Raw genomic sequence first — 15,994 nt, forward strand, 5'->3', positions numbered from 1 at the left:
CGGGACTGAGGCATCGGCCATCCCCGCGCCGCAGCGAGGGAGGCACGGGGCGGGCGGGCCGCTACCATCGGAGCACTCCGCGCCGCCCATCCACAGGAGCTGTGACCCGATGACCCAGGCCTACCACGCCGATTCCTCCGACCTCGCCCGGAAGGAAGTGCTGACCTGGGAGCTTTTCGGCACCGCCTCGCGCGAGCTGGCCCAGACGATCGCCGACTCCGACTTCGAGCCGGAGATCATCATCGCCGTGGCCCGCGGCGGTCTGCTCCCGGCCGGCGCGCTCTCCTATGCGCTGGGCGTGAAGCTCTCCGACGCGATCAACGTCGAGTTCTACACCGACGTGCACGAGACCCTGCCCGATCCGGTGCTGCTCGCCCCGATGCTCGACACCGAGTCGATCAAGGGCAAGCGCCTGCTGGTCGTGGACGACGTCGCCGACTCCGGCCGCACCCTCGCCCTCGTGCTCGACCTGATGCGCGAGATGGGCGCCGACGCCCGCAGCGCCGTCATCTACGGCAAGCCCCGCTCGGTCGCGGAACCGGACTTCGTCTGGCGCCGCACCGACGAGTGGATCGTCTTCCCCTGGTCGGCCGAGCCGCCCGTCACCCCGTCGGTGGGCTGAGCGCAGCGACCTGCACCCTCCGCGGGCGCGCCAGAGACGATTCGGGTCAGGTTCTGAGCCACTTTCGATGCGGAAGCGGATCAGAACCTGACCCGATCGTGATTCCGGGCCGGGCTGTGCGGGGTTAGGGATGCACGGCGCTGAGCTCCTCGGCCGGGGACGGAGGCGGCTCACCGTCGCACAGCCGGCGCAGCCCGGTAAGCATGCGCGGCGCCGCGCCGCCCCGTGGAGGGACGACGCGGCACCGGTTGCCGGAGCGGGCGGGGCGGAGAGGCGGGACGCTCAGCGGGCGGCCGGCGGCTCCATCGAGTCGCCGGCCGGCTCCTGCCCGCGGCCCGTCCCTGCATCGTGCACGTCGGCGGTGCCGCGACCATCGACCGCGGCGTGCCCTGCGCCCTCGCCGTGCTCCTCGCCGCCGCCGCGGTGGCCGAAGGGCAGGAAGTGCACGATCACGGCGAGGATCCCGCCGATGATCAGGCCGAACACGAAGGAGAAGAAGGTGTTCACCAGCCAGGCGAGCAGCGCGCCGACGCCGGCGACCCCCGCGACCAGGCCCTCGAGATGGTGCACCAGGCCGTAGGGCTGGGCGAGCCCGAGCTCATGGGTGCCGACCAGCAGGATGTGGCCGCCCACCCACAGCATCGCGACCATGCCGACGTAGCTGATCACGTCCATGACCCGCGGCATCGCGCCGACGAGGCCCTTGCCAAAGCGCTTCTTCCCCTCGGAGGAGTCCTCGTCCATGGCCATCGCCAGGCCGATGTCGTCCATCTTCACCAGCAGGCCCACGGCGCCGTAGACCAGCGCGGTGATGCCGAGCGCGATCACCACGAGGACCGCGGCGCGCGTCCACAGGCTGTCGGTGTCCACCGAGTTCATCGAGATCACCATGATCTCGGCCGAGAGGATCAGGTCGGTGCGCACCGCGCCCGAGACGACCTTGTCCTCCGCCCCGGCGCCCTTGGTGCTCGCAGGCGCCTCCTTGGGCTTCCCGCGCACCAGCTCCCAGACCTTCTCGGCGCCCTCGAAGCTGAGGTACAGGCCGCCGAGCATGAGGATCGGGGTGAGCAGCCAGGGGGCGAACACGCTCAGCAGCAGCAGGACCGGCAGGATGAAGACGAGCTTGTTGCGCAGCGAGCCCTTGGTGATCCGCCAGATGATCGGCAGCTCCCGGTTGGGCTTGATCCCCTGGACGTACTGCGGCGTCACCGCGGCATCGTCGATCACGACGCCGATCGCCTTGGAGCCGGCCTTCGCGGAGGCGGCGGCGACGTCGTCGGCGCTGGCCGCCGCGAGGCGCGCGAGCGCGGCGACGTCGTCGAGCAGGGCGGCGAGTCCACCGGCCATGAGAGTCCTTCTTCCGAGGAGTCGGCCGCGGGCGCGACCGGGCTCAGGATAACGGCGCAGGAGTCACGGACCGCTCGGCAGGGCCATGATCACGGCACGGGTCCGGTTCCGCCCACGGCCCGGCGCCCGTCAGCGCCTCGACACGAGGTCGTCCCGCGTTCCCCTTGCGGCGAACATCCGTGACCGCCCCTCGACGCGCCGCCGCGCAGGTGACAGGGTGGAGGCTATGGATATCGCACTCATCGGAGGACATGGGAAGGTCGCGCTGCTCGCGGCCCCGCTGCTGGTCGAGGCCGGTCACACGGTGCACTCCGTGATCCGCAACCCCGAGCACGCAGGCGAGGTCGAGGCGACGGGCGCGAGGGCCGTGCTCGCTGACATCGAGACCCTCGACGAGCGGGGCTGGGACGAGCTCCTGCGCGGGAAGGACGCCGTGGTGTGGACCGCGGGCGCCGGCGGCGGGGCCCCCGAGCGCACCCGTGCGGTCGACCACGACGCGGCGGTCGCCTCGATGGACGCCGCCGAGCGCGTCGGCGCCACCCGCTATGTGATGGTCAGCTACTTCGGCGCCTCGCTCGACCACGGCGTGCCCGAGGACGACTCGTTCCACACCTACGCCGAGGCGAAGGCCCGGGCCGACGAGCATCTGCGCGGCACGGGACTGGACTGGACGATCCTCGGTCCCTCGGGCCTCACCCTCGAGGAGCCGACCGGTCGCATCGACACCGCCGCCTCGGAGTCCGGCACGGTCTCGCGCGGCAACGTCGCGCGCGCGATCGTCGCTGCGCTCGCCGAGCCCGGATCCGTCGGGAAGTTCGTGACCTTCAACGACGGCGAGCAGGAGATCGGCGAGGCCTTCGCCTCCCTCAGCCGCTGATCCGGAAGCCCGTCTGGCCGCGCGGCGTCTCGCGGCGCACGTCGATCCCGTCGACGCGGGCGCTGGAAGGCCCCTGCCGGAGGTGGTCGAGCATGGCCTCGACCACCTCCGGCGCACCCTCGACGTCCGCCTCGACGGTGCCGTCCCAGAGGTTGCGCACGGTCCCGGCGGCGCCGAGTCGCGCCGCCTCCCTGGCGGCGTCCATCCGGAAGCCCACGCCCTGGACCCGTCCGCGCACGCGCACGATCCGGCGGATCCGCTCCGCGCCGTCGACGCCTGCGTCGGCGCCCTGATCCTGGTCCTGCTCCGGCTCGCTCATCGCCCCCGCTTCCCGCTCTCCTCGCCTCGCTGGTGCGCCGCAGCGCCCGTTGCGACAAGAGTACGGGCCGGGAACCGCCCCGTCGCCGGGCGCGTCTCGCGCTCGGCGGGCCCTCGGGCAACGACCCACGTCCCTGACCCCGAACGCCCGGCCCTTGAGCCCGACTCGAGACCGGGCCCCGTCCCGGCCCGTGGGCCAGGACGGGACGGGGTCACTCGTTGTCGCCGCCGGTGTCCTCCAGCTCGTTCGAGACCGCGTCGCCGCCGTCGCCCCACTGCCAGGCGGTGATGTCCGGGGCGTCCTCGCCGTGCTCATAGGCGTGGGCCCGGGCGCGGACCCGGGCATCGACCATGCGCTGGCGCAGTCCGGCGAATCGCGTTCCCAGCCCGTCGACGCGGTCGATCACGTCCATCACCAGGTGGTAGCGGTCGGTGTCGTTGAGCATCAGCATGTCGAAGGGCGTGGTGGTGGTGCCCTCCTCCTTGTAGCCGCGCACGTGGATGCGGGAGTGACGGTCGTGGCGGTAGGCGAGGCGGTGGATCAGCCACGGATAGCCGTGATAGGCGAACACCACCGGGACATCCTCCCCGAAGTACCCGTCGAAGTCCTTCTGCGAGAGGCCGTGCGGGTGCTCGGATTCGTCCTGCAGCCGCATCAGGTCCACCACGTTGACCACCCGCACCCGCAGGTCCGGGATCTCCTCGCGCAGGATCTTCGCCGCGGCGAGCACCTCGATGGTGGGGATGTCGCCGGCCGCGGCGAGCACCACCTCCGGCTCCTCGCCCGGCTCCTCGGTCCCGGCCCAGTCCCAGATGCCGAGTCCCCGCGTGCAGTGCACGACCGCCTCGTCCATCGTCAGCCAGTTCGGGTTCGGCTGCTTCCCCGCCACGACCACGTTCACGTACTGCTTCGAGCGCAGGCAGTGGTCGTAGGTGGACAGCAGCGTGTTCGCGTCCGGCGGCAGGTAGACCCGCACGATCTCGGCCTTCTTGTTGACCATGTGGTCGATGAAGCCGGGGTCCTGGTGGGAGAAGCCGTTGTGGTCCTGACGCCACACGTGCGAGCTCAGCAGGTAGTTCAGCGAGGCGATCGGTCGGCGCCACTCGAGCTCGTTGGTCACCTTCAGCCACTTCGCGTGCTGGTTGACCATCGAGTCGACGATGTGGATGAACGCCTCGTAGGAGGAGAACATGCCGTGCCGCCCGGTGAGCAGGTAGCCCTCGAGCCAGCCCTGGCACTGGTGCTCCGAGAGCATCTCCATGACGCGGCCGGCCCGGGCGAGGTGCTCGGAGCGGTCATGCTCCTCGAAGTCCGCGTTCCACTGCTTGTCGGTGACCTCGTAGACGGTCTGGAGCCGGTTCGAGGCGGTCTCGTCGGGCCCGAAGATGCGGAAGGTCGAGGGGTTCTCGCGCACCACGTCCCGCAGCCAGGTGCCCAGCACCCGCGTCGCCTCGGAGACGGAGCCGCCGGGCGCGGGCACGTCGACGCCGTACTCGCGGAAGTCGGGCAGGCGCAGCGGGGTGAGCACGGAGCCGCCGTTGGTCGACGGGTTCGCTGACATGCGCAGCGTGCCTGTCGGGGCGGTGGAGGCGACGTCCTCGACCAGCGTCCCGCTCTCGTCGAAGAGCTCCTCGGGGTGGTAGGAGCGCAGCCAGGCGTCGAGCTCGGCGAGGTGCTCGTCGGTGTCCCGGGCGCTGGCGAGCGGCACCTGGTGCGAGCGCCAGGATCCCTCGGCCTGCTGGCCGTCGATCTCCTTCGGGCCGGTCCAGCCCTTCGGGGTGCGCAGCACGATCATCGGCCAGGCGGGGCGCTCGGTCTCGCGGCCGGCCTCGGCGTCCTCCGCGGCCCGGGCCTTGATCTCCGCGATCCTGTCGAGGGCCGTATCGAGCACCTCGGCGAAGCGGCGGTGGGTCTCGAGCGGATCCTCGTCGTCGAAGCCGCCGGTGAAGAGGAGCGGCTCGTGCCCGTAGCCGCGCATCAGCGCCTCGAGCTCGTCGTCGCCGATCCGGGCAAGCACAGTCGGGTTCGCGATCTTGTACCCGTTCAGGTGCAGGATCGGCAGCACCACCCCGTCCTGCTGGGGGTTGAGGAACTTGTTGGAGTGCCAGGAGGTGGCGAGCGGCCCGGTCTCCGCCTCGCCGTCGCCGACCACGGTGAACGCGATCTGGTCGGGGTTGTCGAACATGGCGCCGTAGGCGTGGGAGAGGGCGTAGCCGAGCTCGCCGCCCTCGTGGATCGAGCCGGGCGTCTCCGGGGCGACGTGCGAGGGGATCCCGCCGGGGAAGGAGAACTGCGTGAACAGGCGCTTCATCCCCTCCTCGTTCTCGCTCACCGCGTGGTACACCTCGGAGTAGGTGCCCTCGAGGTAGGACGCGGCGACGAGGCCGGGGCCGCCGTGTCCGGGTCCGGTGATGTACATGGCGTTCAGCCCGCGCTGGGCGATGGCCCGGTTCGCGTGGGCGTAGAGGAAGGTCAGGCCCGGGGTGGTGCCCCAGTGTCCGAGCAGTCGCGGTTTGACGTGCTCGCGCTGCAGGGGCTTGCGCAGCAGCGGATTGTCCTTGAGGTAGATCTGGCCGACGGAGAGGTAGTTCGCGGCGCGCCACCAGGCGTCGAGCCGCTCGAGGTCGGTGTCGGAGGGGGCGGAGGAGGGGGTGCTGGGCCATGCGGGAGAGGTGGTCATGGTGCCTTCCTGATGTACCTGATGATCCTGGGACCTGAGGTGCCGTGCCATGGACCGGCTCGGCGTCGATACGGCCACCGTATGGCCGGAGCAGCAGGGTGGGAAGGGACCTTCGGGCCCTGGACGGCGTGCCCGGGCATCGCGACGGGCGCAAGAGGGCGCGGCACCGTCCTGACCGACCGATGAGCACTCGATGAGGGTCCGATGAGAAGGTGCTCAGGAACCGTCGGGAGCGTCGCCCGACGGCATAGCCTGAGGTCACACGCAGAGCGGCGGACTCGATCCGCCGGTCGATCCCAGGAAGGCCGACCCCATGACCCGCACCTCCGCCCTTTCCCGCAGCACCGTCCGCGGCATCGCCCTCTCGGCACTCGTGCTCGGCCTTGCCGCCGGGTGCGGCGCCGACTCCGGCAGCGACGAGGCCCCTGCCGTCGAGGGCCCCGGCGCTTCCGAGCAGGAGGACGCCGGCGCCGCCGACGACGACACCGCCACCGCCGACGACACCGCCTCCGACGACGGTGCGAGCGACGACGGCGCCTCCGACGGCGGGGCGGCGAGCGACGACGGGGGAGAGGCCCCGGCGGCCGGTGCTGCGGCGCTGCCCGAGGACGCCGACCTCGCCACCGAGCAGCTGCCGATCACCGCGGAGAAGGCCGTCGAGATCGGCCTGGACGACGTCGGCGGCGGCGAGCTGGTCCAGATCGAGATCGACCATGACGACGACGTGTGGGAGTGGCAGCTCGAGATCGTCGACGGCGGCCGCCAGCACGACCTCGACATCGACGCGACCCGTGGCGAGGTCACCGAGCACGACCAGGAAGATGACGACGACCAGGACCCGGCCGTCGACGTGACCTCCCCGATGCCCTACGCCGAGGCGATCGAGGCCGCGCTCGGGAAGGAGCCGGGACGGGTCTCCGGCTGGGACCTCTCCTCCGACGACGGCTGCATCCACTACACGATCGACATCGACCGCAGCAGCGGCGACGACGACGTGGAGGTCGAGGTGGACGTCGAGACGGGCGAGGTCCGCGTCGACGACTGAGCTGCCTGCCGCCGAGACGTGGACCCGGGCCTCTGAGGAACCGCGTCTCGACGCCGCGGATCCGCCGGTCCTGTCGCTGGCGGTTCTGAACGAACCCCTGTGGTGAGCCCCGACCGCTACGCTCCTCCACATGGCGAACTCGAAGAAGAAGTCCTCGAAGAAGAAGTCCTCGAAGAAGAAGTCCGACGGGTCCGGGCAGGAGGCGCCCCGTGGGTTCCCGATCGCGAACGACTGGAAGGGTGACGTGCAGGACTTCGACCCGCGCGCCACGCCCGGCTTCTCCGGCAAGAAGGCCGACGGCAAGGAGTTCCTGCTCGCCCGCGATGCGGAGCTCGACGAGCTCCAGGAGCGGCTCTACGCCGCCTACCACGGCAACGGCGAGGGTCGCTCCGTGCTGCTGATCGTGCAGGGCATGGACACCTCCGGAAAGGGCGGGATCATGCGCCACGTCGTGGGGAGCGTCGATCCGCAGGGCGTGGAGATCACCGCGTTCAAGGCCCCGACGGCGGAGGAGAAGAAGCACGACTTCCTGTGGCGGATCCGCCCGCACGCCCCGGCTCCGGGGACGATCGGCGTGTTCGACCGCTCCCACTACGAGGACGTGCTGATCCACCGCGTCCACGGCTGGGCGGACTCGAAGGAGATCCGCTCGCGATACACGGCGATCAACGCCTTCGAGCGGGAGCTCGCCGCGGCCGGCACCACGGTCGTGAAGGTCATGCTCCACATCTCCTACGAGGAGCAGGGATCGAGGCTGATGGAGCGGCTCGAGCGCCCGGACAAGCACTGGAAGTACAACCCCGCCGACGTCGACGAGCGCCAGCACTGGGACGACTACATGGACGCGTACACCAAGGCGCTGCGCGCCACCTCCACCGTCGGTGCGCCCTGGCACGTGATCCCCGCCGACCGCAAGTGGTACGCGCGGATCGCCGTGCAGCAGCTGCTGATCGACGCGCTGACGGACATCGACCCGCAGTGGCCGACGGCGGACTTCGACGTCCTGGCGGAGATCGACCGGCTGCGCGAGACGATGGGGCAGGGCGAGTCGGACTGAGCCCGCCCGGGCCCGTGACCTCGGCTTGTGTCCGCACGCTCGCAGGCCGATGATGGAGCCATGGCTTCCATCACCTTCAAGAACGAACCCGTCACCACCGTCGGCGAGCTGCCCGCGAAGGGCTCGGCGCTGCCGGCCTTCGAGCTCGTGGGCCAGGACCTCGGCGCCGTCTCCGGCGCGGACCTCGCCGGCAAGCGCGTCGTGCTGAACATCTTCCCGTCCCTGGACACCGGCACCTGCGCCATGTCCGTGCGGAAGTTCAACGAGCTCGCCGCCGGCTTCGAGAACACCGTCGTCGTCTGCGTCTCGAAGGACCTGCCCTTCGCGCAGGCCCGCTTCTGCGGCGCCGAGGGCATCGAGAACGTGGTCACCGGCTCCGCCTTCCGCTCCTCCTTCGGCGAGGACTTCGGCGTGACCATGAAGGACGGGCCGCTCGCGGGTCTGCTCTCCCGCGCGGTCGTCATCGCCGACGTCGACGGCACGGTTCTGTACACCGAGCAGGTCGCCGAGGTCTCCGAGGAGCCCGACTACGACGCCGCCGCGGCCGTGCTCGCCTGAGCCCGCCCGCCCCGCCGGACCCGGCCGTGACCGCTCGTCGCGCGCCGGGTCCTGTGCTTCCCGGCCTGCGCACCCTCGCCCCCGCGCACCTCGACCCCTGTGCTTGCCGGGCAGCGCACCTCGGCCCCTGAACACCTCGGCCCCTTGGCACCGGTCGCCCCACCGATCCTCGGGCCGCCCGACGGAAGGAGCTCACCATGTCCGCCCTGACCATCACCCTCGAGCGCGTCCACGATCTGCTGGACGACGACGGGCCCGCCGACGGCGAGCGCCGCGTGCTGGTGGACCGTCTCTGGCCGCGCGGCGTGAAGAAGGAGCGCCTCGTCCACGACGAGTGGGACAAGGACGTCGCCCCGAGCTCCGAGCTGCGCAAGGCCTTCCACGGCGGGGAGCTCGACTTCGAGGAGTTCTCCGCCCGCTATCGCCGCGAGCTGGAGGAGGGCGGGGCCGCCCAGGCGCTGCTGGACCGGGCGGAGGAGGACGGGGCGGGCGCCCTCGTGCTGCTGTTCGCCGCGAAAGACGTCGAGCACAACCACGCCCAGGTGCTGCAGGAGGTGCTGCAGGAGCTCGCCGGCTGAGGCCTTTGCCCCCGCTCCCCGTCGGCTGAACCCGCCGCCGTCGACGGGGACGAAGGTCCGGGGGCTTCCTGTCAACGCGCCCCTAACGTGGACGAGCAGGCCGTCGACGGCAGACGGCCGACAGCCCCGCCCCGTCCAGGAAGGACCTGCCATGTCCGTGGCGACCGCCTCGATCCTCCACCCGCAGCTCGACATCGAGGAGCGACTCGAGCCTGCTCACGAGCAGATCGTGCGGGACACGCTTCCGCTCGTCGGGCAGCACATCGAGGAGATCGCCCCGGTGTTCTACGGGCGGATGTTCGCCGCGCACCCCGAGCTGCTGCGCGACACCTTCAACCGCGGCAACCAGGCCCAGGGCGCCCAGCAGAAGGCGCTCGCCGCCTCCGTCGCGACCTATGCGACCCTGCTGGTCGCCCCGGACGGGCCGAGCCCCGCCGCGCTGCTGTCCCGGATCGGGCACAAGCACGTCTCCCTCGGCATCACCGAGGACCAGTACGAGATCGTCCACGAGCACCTGATGGCCGCGATCGTCGAGGTGCTCGGCGCCGACGTGGTCACCGGGGACGTGGCCGCCGCGTGGGACGCCGTCTACTGGCACATGGCCCGCACGCTCATCGCCTTCGAGCACAGGCTGTACGCCGAGGCGCAGGTGACCCCGGGCGACGTGTTCCGCACCGCCCGCGTCATCCGCCGGATCGAGGAGAGCTCGAGCGTGGCGAGCTTCGAGCTGGCCGCCCCCGAGGGGGACGAGCCGCTCGCCGACTTCCTGCCCGGCCAGTACATCAGCGTCGGCGTGCGCCTGGCCGACGGGGCGAGGCAGCTGCGTCAGTACTCGCTCTCCGACGCCCCCGGCCGGGGACGCTGGCGGATCTCGGTGCGGCGCGAGGACTTGGACCCGGCCGGCGAGGTCTCCTCGCACCTCCACCGCACCCTCCACGAGGGCGACGAGCTGCAGGTGACCCTCCCCGCCGGCGACCTGGTCCTCGACGCGCAGGCGACCTCGCCCCTCGTGCTGGTCTCGGCGGGTATCGGGATCACCCCGATGCTGGGGATGCTGCGCCATCTCGCCGCGGTCGACAGCGAGCGCGAGGTGGTCGTGCTGCACGCCGACGGCGACGCGGCCGACGCCGCGCACCTGCCCGAGCTGCTGGACACCGTCGCCTCCCTGCCCGAGCACAGCGGCTCCCGCGCCCGGCTGTGGTTCTCCGGCGAGCTCGGCGAGGACCCCCTCGCGGGCCGGACGGACCCCCGCCTCTCGGCGCATACGGGACGGATGACGATCACGGGCGAGCACCTGCCAGAGGGTGCGGAGATCTATCTCTGCGGCGGCAGCGGCTTCCTGCGCGGCGCCCGCGAGCAGCTGCTCGCGGCCGGGACGGAGGAGGAGCGGATGCACGTGGAGCTGTTCTCCCCGAACGACTGGTTGCTCCCGGGCGCCTGAGTCCCGTGGACCGCCCGTCGCGGACGGCGGAGGAGGACTAGGGTCGTCCCTCGTGGAACCCCTCTCCCTTCTCGTCCTGCTCGTCATGGGCGTGGTCGCCGGCGCCATCAACGCGGCGGTGGGATCCGGCTCCCTCCTCACCCTCCCGGTGCTGCTGGCGGTCGGTCTCCCGCCCGGCGTCGCGGTCCGCACGAACACGGTGGGGATGTTCTTCTCCACCGTCGGCTCCGTGCTCGGCTATCGCCGCGAGATCGCCGAGGAGCGACGCGATCTCACGCCGCTGGTGCTCACCGCTCTCCTGGGCGCGAGCGTGGGCGCGCTGCTGCTGCTGACCTCCCCTGCCGAGGCGCTCGACGTGGTCGTGCCCGTGCTGATCGTCGTCGCCCTCGCGCTCGTGGTCCTGCAGAAGCCGCTGACCACCGCGCTGCGCTCCCGCTCGGAGAAGCGGGCCGAGGGCCGCGGCGCGGCCGACGGGGCGGAGACCGAGGGGGCGACCGATGCGGGCGCGTCGGCGGACGGCTCCGCGCGCAGCCCGCTGCGCTCCCCGGCGCTGGTCGGTTCGATCGGTGCGGCCTCCGTCTACGGCGGCTACTTCACTGCCGCGCAGGGAGTGCTGTACCTGGGGATCCTCGGCGTCTTCACCGGGCGGTCGATGGGCTCGGTCAACAGCGTCAAGAACCTGCTGAGCCTGTGCGTGAACCTCGCCGCGGCGCTGATCTACTCGATCGCGTTCTTCGTGGTCGACGCGCAGGTGGTGTGGGCCGCGAGCGCCGCGATCGCGGTGGGCTCGCTGCTGGGCGGCTTCTTCGGCGCGCACCTGGCGAAGCGTCTGCCCGAGAGGGCGCTGCGCGGCGTGATCGTGGTGGTCGCGCTGGCGGCGCTGCTGCGTGAGGTGCTCTGAGCCTGCGGTCTCAGCGCAGGAAGGGCAGCACCCGCTCGAGCACCTCGTCCGGCGGGAACAGGGTGCCGCCGTGGTCCCGGCCGGGCAGGGAGACGAACTCTGCGTCCGGCATCAGCGCGGCGGCGCGCGCGGACTCGTCATGGCGGGGATGGTCCGCATCGCCGGCCATCCACAGGGCCGGCACGGTGCAGGAGGCGAGCGCCTCGTCCGGAACGGCGGCGGTGGCGTCGGTCGCGGCGAGCAGCGCCGCGACTGCCTCGTGGTCCGCGGTGAGGAAGGCGGTGCGGGTGGCGCGCGCACGGCGCGAGGTGACCTCCGGCCCCAGCCCCTGACCGGCGCAGAACGACTCCATGCCCTGCTCGCGGACCGCGTCGATCACGCCCGGGAAGAACACCGAGTCCACCGCGCCCCGCTGCGCGGAGGCCGAGCCGCCGAGGCTCACCAGGCGCGTGACCAGGCCAGGATGCGCCAGCGTCGTGCTCAGCGCGATGCGTGCGCCGAGCGAGTAACCCATCAGCGCCGCGCGGCCGATCCCCTCCGCGTCGAGCACGGCGAGCAGGTCCTGCACGAAGACCTCCTGCGTGTACGCCGCGGGGTCGTGGGGCTTCCCGGAGCTGCCGTGGCCGCGGAGGTCCACCCGGAGCACGGTGTGCTCGGCGGTGAGCGGCCCGAGATAGCCGAGTCCCCGCCAGATCGCACGGGAGAGCACCGAGCCGTGCAGCAGCACCAGCGGCGGTCCGTCCCCGGAGACGTCGTAGCGCAGGTCGATGCCGTCGACGGGGGAGGGGATGACGGGCATGGGGAGGTCCTTCGGGCGCGGGAGCGGGCGGGACCAGGATACGGAGCGCCGCGGCTCCGTGCCGTTCGGGGCGAGCGCACGGAGAAGGGGCCGGGAGGGTCATCGAAGGATGACCGGCCCGGCCCCGGTCAGGAGCGCGCCGCGGTCACAGTGCCGCGGAGATCTCCTCGAGGATGCGGTTGAAGGTCGCCGACGGGCGCATCACGGCGGCGGTCTTCTCCGGGTCGGGGCGGTAGTAGCCGCCGATGTCCGCGGGCTCGCCCTGCACCGCGAGCAGCTCGGCGGCGATGGTCTCCTCGCCGTCGGTGAGCTCCTTCGCGATGGGGCCGAAGGCGGTGGCGAGCTCCGCATCCTCGGTCTGCTTCGCCAGCTCCTGCGCCCAGTACATCGCGAGGTAGAAGTGGCTGCCGCGGTTGTCGATCGAGCCGAGCCTGCGCTGCGGGGACTTCCCCTCGTTCAGCAGGGTCTCGGTCGCACGGTCCAGCGCGTCGGCCAGCACGGCGGCGCGGGCGTTGTCCGCGGTGCGGGAGAGGTGGCGCAGGGACTCGGCCAGTGCCAGGAACTCGCCGAGAGAGTCCCAGCGCAGGTAGTTCTCCTCGATGAGCTGCTGGACGTGCTTGGGCGCGGAGCCGCCGGCACCGGTCTCGAAGAGGCCGCCGCCGTTCATCAGCGGCACCACCGAGAGCATCTTGGCGCTCGTGCCGAGCTCCATGATGGGGAAGAGGTCGGTGAGGTAGTCGCGCAGCACGTTGCCGGTGACGGAGATGGTGTCCTCGCCGGCGCGGACGCGGGCCAGGGTGTGCTTCGTCGCCTCGATCGGGGAGAGGATGCGGAGGTCCAGGCCCTCGGTGTCCTCTTCGGCGAGGTAGGCATTCACCTTGGCGATGAGGTTGCGGTCGTGGGCGCGGGTCTCGTCCAGCCAGAACACGGCCGGCATCCCGGACTGGCGCGAGCGGCGCACGGCGAGCTGCACCCAGTCGCGGATCGGCGCGTCCTTCGCCTGGCAGGCGCGGAACACGTCGCCGGCGGCGACCTCGTGGGTCATCAGCGCCGCACCGGAGGAGTCGCGCACCTCGACGCGCCCTTCGGCCGCGATCTCGAAGGTCTTGTCGTGGGAGCCGTACTCCTCGGCCTTCTGCGCCATGAGGCCGACGTTGGGGACGGTGCCCATGGTGGTGGGGTCGAAGGCGCCGTTGCTCTGGCAGTCCTCGATGGTCGCGGAGTAGACGCCCGCGTACGAGGAGTCGGGGATCACCGCGAGGGTGTCCTGCTCGGCGTCGTCCTTGTTCCACATGTGGCCCGAGGTGCGGATCATCGCCGGCATGGAGGCGTCGATGATGACGTCGGAGGGGACGTGGAGGTTGGTGATGCCCTTGTGGGAGTTCACCATCGCGAGATCGGGGCCCGCGGCGAGGTCCTGGTCGATCGCGGCGCGGGCGCCCTCGCGCACCGACTCGTCGAGCTCGTCGATCCCGGCGAGCAGGCCGCCGAGCCCGTTGTTCGGGGACAGGCCCGCCTCGGCGAGCAGGCCGCCGTACTGGGCGAACAGGGTGGGGAAGAAGGCGCGGACCGCGTGGCCGAAGAGGATCGGGTCGGAGACCTTCATCATCGTGGCCTTGAGGTGCAGGGAGAAGAGCACGCCCTGCTCCTTCGCCGCGGCGATCTGCTCGCGCAGGAAGGTCTCCAGCGCCGCGACCCGCATGACGGTGGAGTCGACGACCTCGCCGTCCAGCACCGGCACGGACGGCTTGAGCACGGTCTCCGTGCCGTCGGCGGCGACGTGCACGATCGAGAGGGTGTCCTCGGCGTCCATCACCACGGACTGCTCGTTGGAGCGGAAGTCGTCCGCGCCCATCGTCGCGACCGAGGTCCGTGAGTCCTTGCTCCACTCGCCCATGCGGTGGGGGTGCTTCTTGGCGAAGTTCTTCACCGCGGCGGGGGCGCGGCGGTCGGAGTTGCCCTCGCGCAGGACGGGGTTCACGGCCGAGCCCTTGACGGAGTCGTAGCGGGCGCGGACGTCCTTCTCCTCGTCGGTCTCGGGGTTGTCGGGGTACTCCGGCAGGGCGATGCCCTGGCCCTGCAGCTCGGCGATCGCGGCCTTCAGCTGCGGCACGGAGGCCGAGATGTTGGGCAGCTTGATGATGTTCGCCTCGGGCGTCTTCGCGAGCTCGCCCAGCTCGGCGAGCGCGTCAGCCTCCCGCTGCTCCTCGGGCAGGAGGTCCGAGAACGCCGCGACGATGCGTCCGGCCAGGGAGATGTCACGGGTGGTGACCTCAATCCCGGCGGTGTCGGAGAAGGCGTCGAGGATCGGCAGGAACGAGGCGGTCGCCAGCATCGGTGCCTCGTCGGTGTGGGTGTAGATGATGCGCGCCATGTGTCGCGGGGCTCCCTCGGGTCGATGCGTCATGGGTCTCGGGCCAAGGCTATCTTGACGTCAAGAATTCTTCGACGGCGGGCACGGCCGTCCGCCGAACCGGACGCCCCCACGGTACGTGAGCGGGGTGCGGGGCGCAGTCCCGGGCGGCCGACGGGACGACAGAACGGCCGACGAGGAGGCGAGTCGCCGCGGCGCTCAGCCGTCCTCGGGCTCGGCGCCCTCGAGCACCTCGAGGTCCCAGGGGTCGGAGAGCACGACGTGGGTGGCGTCCTCGGCGTCGACCGTGACGGCGAAGGCGTGGGCGCGGTAGTCGCCGGGGGAGAGGGCGCCGTGGCAGGCGCCGTGCGTGGTCCAGGCGGTCTCCGCGGTGCTCACCCCCTCGCCGTCCATCCACTGCAGCGGGATGCTGCCGGCGTTCCGGGCCCCGGCGACGATGACGCCGTCCCCGGGGCGGGTCACCACGATCCCGGTCATCAGGGGCAGGGTGCCGTGGTCCTCGGAGGCGGCGGTGACCTGCGCGGTCGCGCCCGCGCCCGCCTCGTCCTCGCCCGCCTCGGTATGGACGGCGGGGGAGGGGTCGGCGGCGGCGACGCTCAGCCCGGCGCCGTCGCCGACGGGGGCGAGCTCGCGGCCGCAGCCCAGGGAGGAGAGGTCCGCGGGGGTCTCGCCGTCCTCCGCCGTGACCGCGCCGGGAACGGCCCGCAGGCGGCCGTCGACCACGTCCAGCAGCACGTCGGCGCTCGCCTCCCAGCCGCTGCGCTCCGTGGCGCGGCCGGAGCCCTCCGGGCTCGCGCCGGACAGGCGCAGCAGGTACTGCCCGTCGCGCAGCGGGGCGTCGTCGCAGGTGCCGAGCACGAGCCGGGCGGCGACGGTGGAGGGTGCGGGGCCCTCGGTGGTCGTCTCGACCCGGGCCCGCACCACCATCGGCGGCGCCGGGGCGCCGTCGACGCCGAGCGCGTCCCCGTACCCCTCGGCCGGCGCGTCGCGGTCCGCGGGGTGCGCGGGGACGATCACGGCCTCGGGGGCGAGCCCGCCGTAGGCGGCGCCCGGCTCGAGGGCGAGGTCGCCGGTGATCATCACCTCGTTGCCCTCCGCCTGCACGCTCGTGGGGGTCAGCGTCCCCGCGTCGCGGGAGGGCAGGGGGTCCTCCGCCGTGCCCGGGTCGCACAGCCAGGCGGGATCCACCGGGACGGTCTCGGCGCCGGCCACCTGCTCTGGGTCCATCGGGGCCGCGGTCGCCGCCTGGCTCGAGGGGTCCTCGCCGCCGAGCGGTCCGGGCAGCGCATCGCAGGCGACGAGGGAGGCGGCGAGCGCGAGCGCCCCTGCGGCGGCGACGATCCGTTCCGGGCGCGCGAGCCCCCTGGCTGCCCTGGTCGTCATCGTGTCCCCCTCC

14 protein-coding genes are annotated in these 15,994 nt (G+C 72.1%); 8 read left to right on the forward strand and 6 right to left on the reverse strand.

What is annotated here, in order from left to right; all coding sequences use genetic code 11:
• The first annotated feature begins 109 nt into the window (after window positions 1–109).
• Entirely contained in the window at window positions 110–622 is a 513-nt protein-coding gene (locus tag L3K22_RS11655) for a phosphoribosyltransferase (RefSeq protein ID WP_263311508.1), read from the forward strand.
• A gap of 282 nt (window positions 623–904) precedes the next feature.
• Here the strand turns inward: L3K22_RS11655 and L3K22_RS11660 are convergent, their stop codons facing one another.
• Window positions 905–1,969 carry a DUF808 domain-containing protein gene (locus L3K22_RS11660; protein WP_263311509.1) on the reverse strand — a complete coding sequence of 355 codons (1,065 nt, stop codon included), beginning with the start codon at window positions 1,967–1,969 and terminating at the stop codon, window positions 905–907.
• 226 nt (window positions 1,970–2,195) lie between these two features.
• Here L3K22_RS11660 and L3K22_RS11665 point away from each other — a divergent pair, with 226 nt between their 5' ends.
• A complete protein-coding gene (locus L3K22_RS11665) occupies window positions 2,196–2,846 on the forward strand; it encodes an SDR family oxidoreductase (RefSeq protein WP_263311510.1) in 651 nt (216 codons plus the stop codon).
• Here the strand turns inward: L3K22_RS11665 and L3K22_RS11670 are convergent.
• Both L3K22_RS11670 and L3K22_RS11675 read right to left on the reverse strand, forming a co-directional pair.
• A complete protein-coding gene (locus tag L3K22_RS11670) occupies window positions 2,836–3,165 on the reverse strand; it encodes an acylphosphatase (RefSeq protein ID WP_263311511.1) in 330 nt (109 codons plus the stop codon). The two genes, L3K22_RS11665 and L3K22_RS11670, sit on opposite strands and share 11 nt — an antisense overlap.
• A gap of 211 nt (window positions 3,166–3,376) precedes the next feature.
• On the reverse strand, window positions 3,377–5,845 hold the full coding sequence (locus tag L3K22_RS11675; protein ID WP_263311512.1) for a phosphoketolase family protein: 2,469 nt from the start codon (window positions 5,843–5,845) through the stop codon (window positions 3,377–3,379).
• Window positions 5,846–6,158: 313 nt separating this feature from the next.
• Here L3K22_RS11675 and L3K22_RS11680 point away from each other — a divergent pair, with 313 nt between their 5' ends.
• The 6 genes from L3K22_RS11680 (at window position 6,159) to L3K22_RS11705 (ending at window position 11,425) form a co-directional block, all read left to right on the forward strand.
• Window positions 6,159–6,890 (forward strand): PepSY domain-containing protein, encoded by a 732-nt coding sequence (locus L3K22_RS11680; RefSeq protein WP_263311513.1) that lies wholly within the window; start codon window positions 6,159–6,161, stop codon window positions 6,888–6,890.
• 130 nt (window positions 6,891–7,020) lie between these two features.
• Window positions 7,021–7,947: a polyphosphate kinase 2 family protein gene (locus L3K22_RS11685; RefSeq protein WP_263311514.1), complete on the forward strand. Its 927-nt coding sequence runs from the start codon at window positions 7,021–7,023 to the stop codon at window positions 7,945–7,947.
• 60 nt (window positions 7,948–8,007) lie between these two features.
• Entirely contained in the window at window positions 8,008–8,505 is a 498-nt protein-coding gene (gene tpx, locus L3K22_RS11690; RefSeq protein WP_263311515.1) for a thiol peroxidase, read from the forward strand.
• Between the two features lie 197 nt (window positions 8,506–8,702).
• Window positions 8,703–9,083, forward strand: a complete 381-nt coding sequence (locus L3K22_RS11695) for a DUF488 domain-containing protein (RefSeq protein ID WP_263311516.1) — start codon at window positions 8,703–8,705, stop codon at window positions 9,081–9,083.
• Window positions 9,084–9,234: 151 nt separating this feature from the next.
• The gene (locus tag L3K22_RS11700; protein ID WP_263311517.1) at window positions 9,235–10,524 is read left to right on the forward strand and encodes a globin domain-containing protein; all 1,290 of its coding nucleotides are present in this window, start codon (window positions 9,235–9,237) and stop codon (window positions 10,522–10,524) included.
• 52 nt (window positions 10,525–10,576) lie between these two features.
• Window positions 10,577–11,425 (forward strand): sulfite exporter TauE/SafE family protein, encoded by an 849-nt coding sequence (locus L3K22_RS11705; protein WP_263311518.1) that lies wholly within the window; start codon window positions 10,577–10,579, stop codon window positions 11,423–11,425.
• Between the two features lie 10 nt (window positions 11,426–11,435).
• Here the strand turns inward: L3K22_RS11705 and L3K22_RS11710 are convergent, their stop codons facing one another.
• The 3 genes from L3K22_RS11710 to L3K22_RS11720 form a co-directional block, all read right to left on the reverse strand.
• Complete coding sequence (locus L3K22_RS11710) at window positions 11,436–12,224, reverse strand: alpha/beta fold hydrolase (RefSeq protein ID WP_263311519.1); 789 nt, start codon at window positions 12,222–12,224, stop codon at window positions 11,436–11,438.
• Window positions 12,225–12,369: 145 nt separating this feature from the next.
• Window positions 12,370–14,598 carry an NADP-dependent isocitrate dehydrogenase gene (locus L3K22_RS11715; RefSeq protein ID WP_263311520.1) on the reverse strand — a complete coding sequence of 743 codons (2,229 nt, stop codon included), beginning with the start codon at window positions 14,596–14,598 and terminating at the stop codon, window positions 12,370–12,372.
• A gap of 198 nt (window positions 14,599–14,796) precedes the next feature.
• The gene (locus tag L3K22_RS11720; protein WP_263311521.1) at window positions 14,797–15,981 is read right to left on the reverse strand and encodes a hypothetical protein; all 1,185 of its coding nucleotides are present in this window, start codon (window positions 15,979–15,981) and stop codon (window positions 14,797–14,799) included.
• Between the last annotated feature and the right edge of the window lie 13 nt (window positions 15,982–15,994).

The sequence above is a fragment of the Brachybacterium atlanticum genome (assembly GCF_025669985.1).
Classification (GTDB): domain Bacteria; phylum Actinomycetota; class Actinomycetes; order Actinomycetales; family Dermabacteraceae; genus Brachybacterium; species Brachybacterium conglomeratum.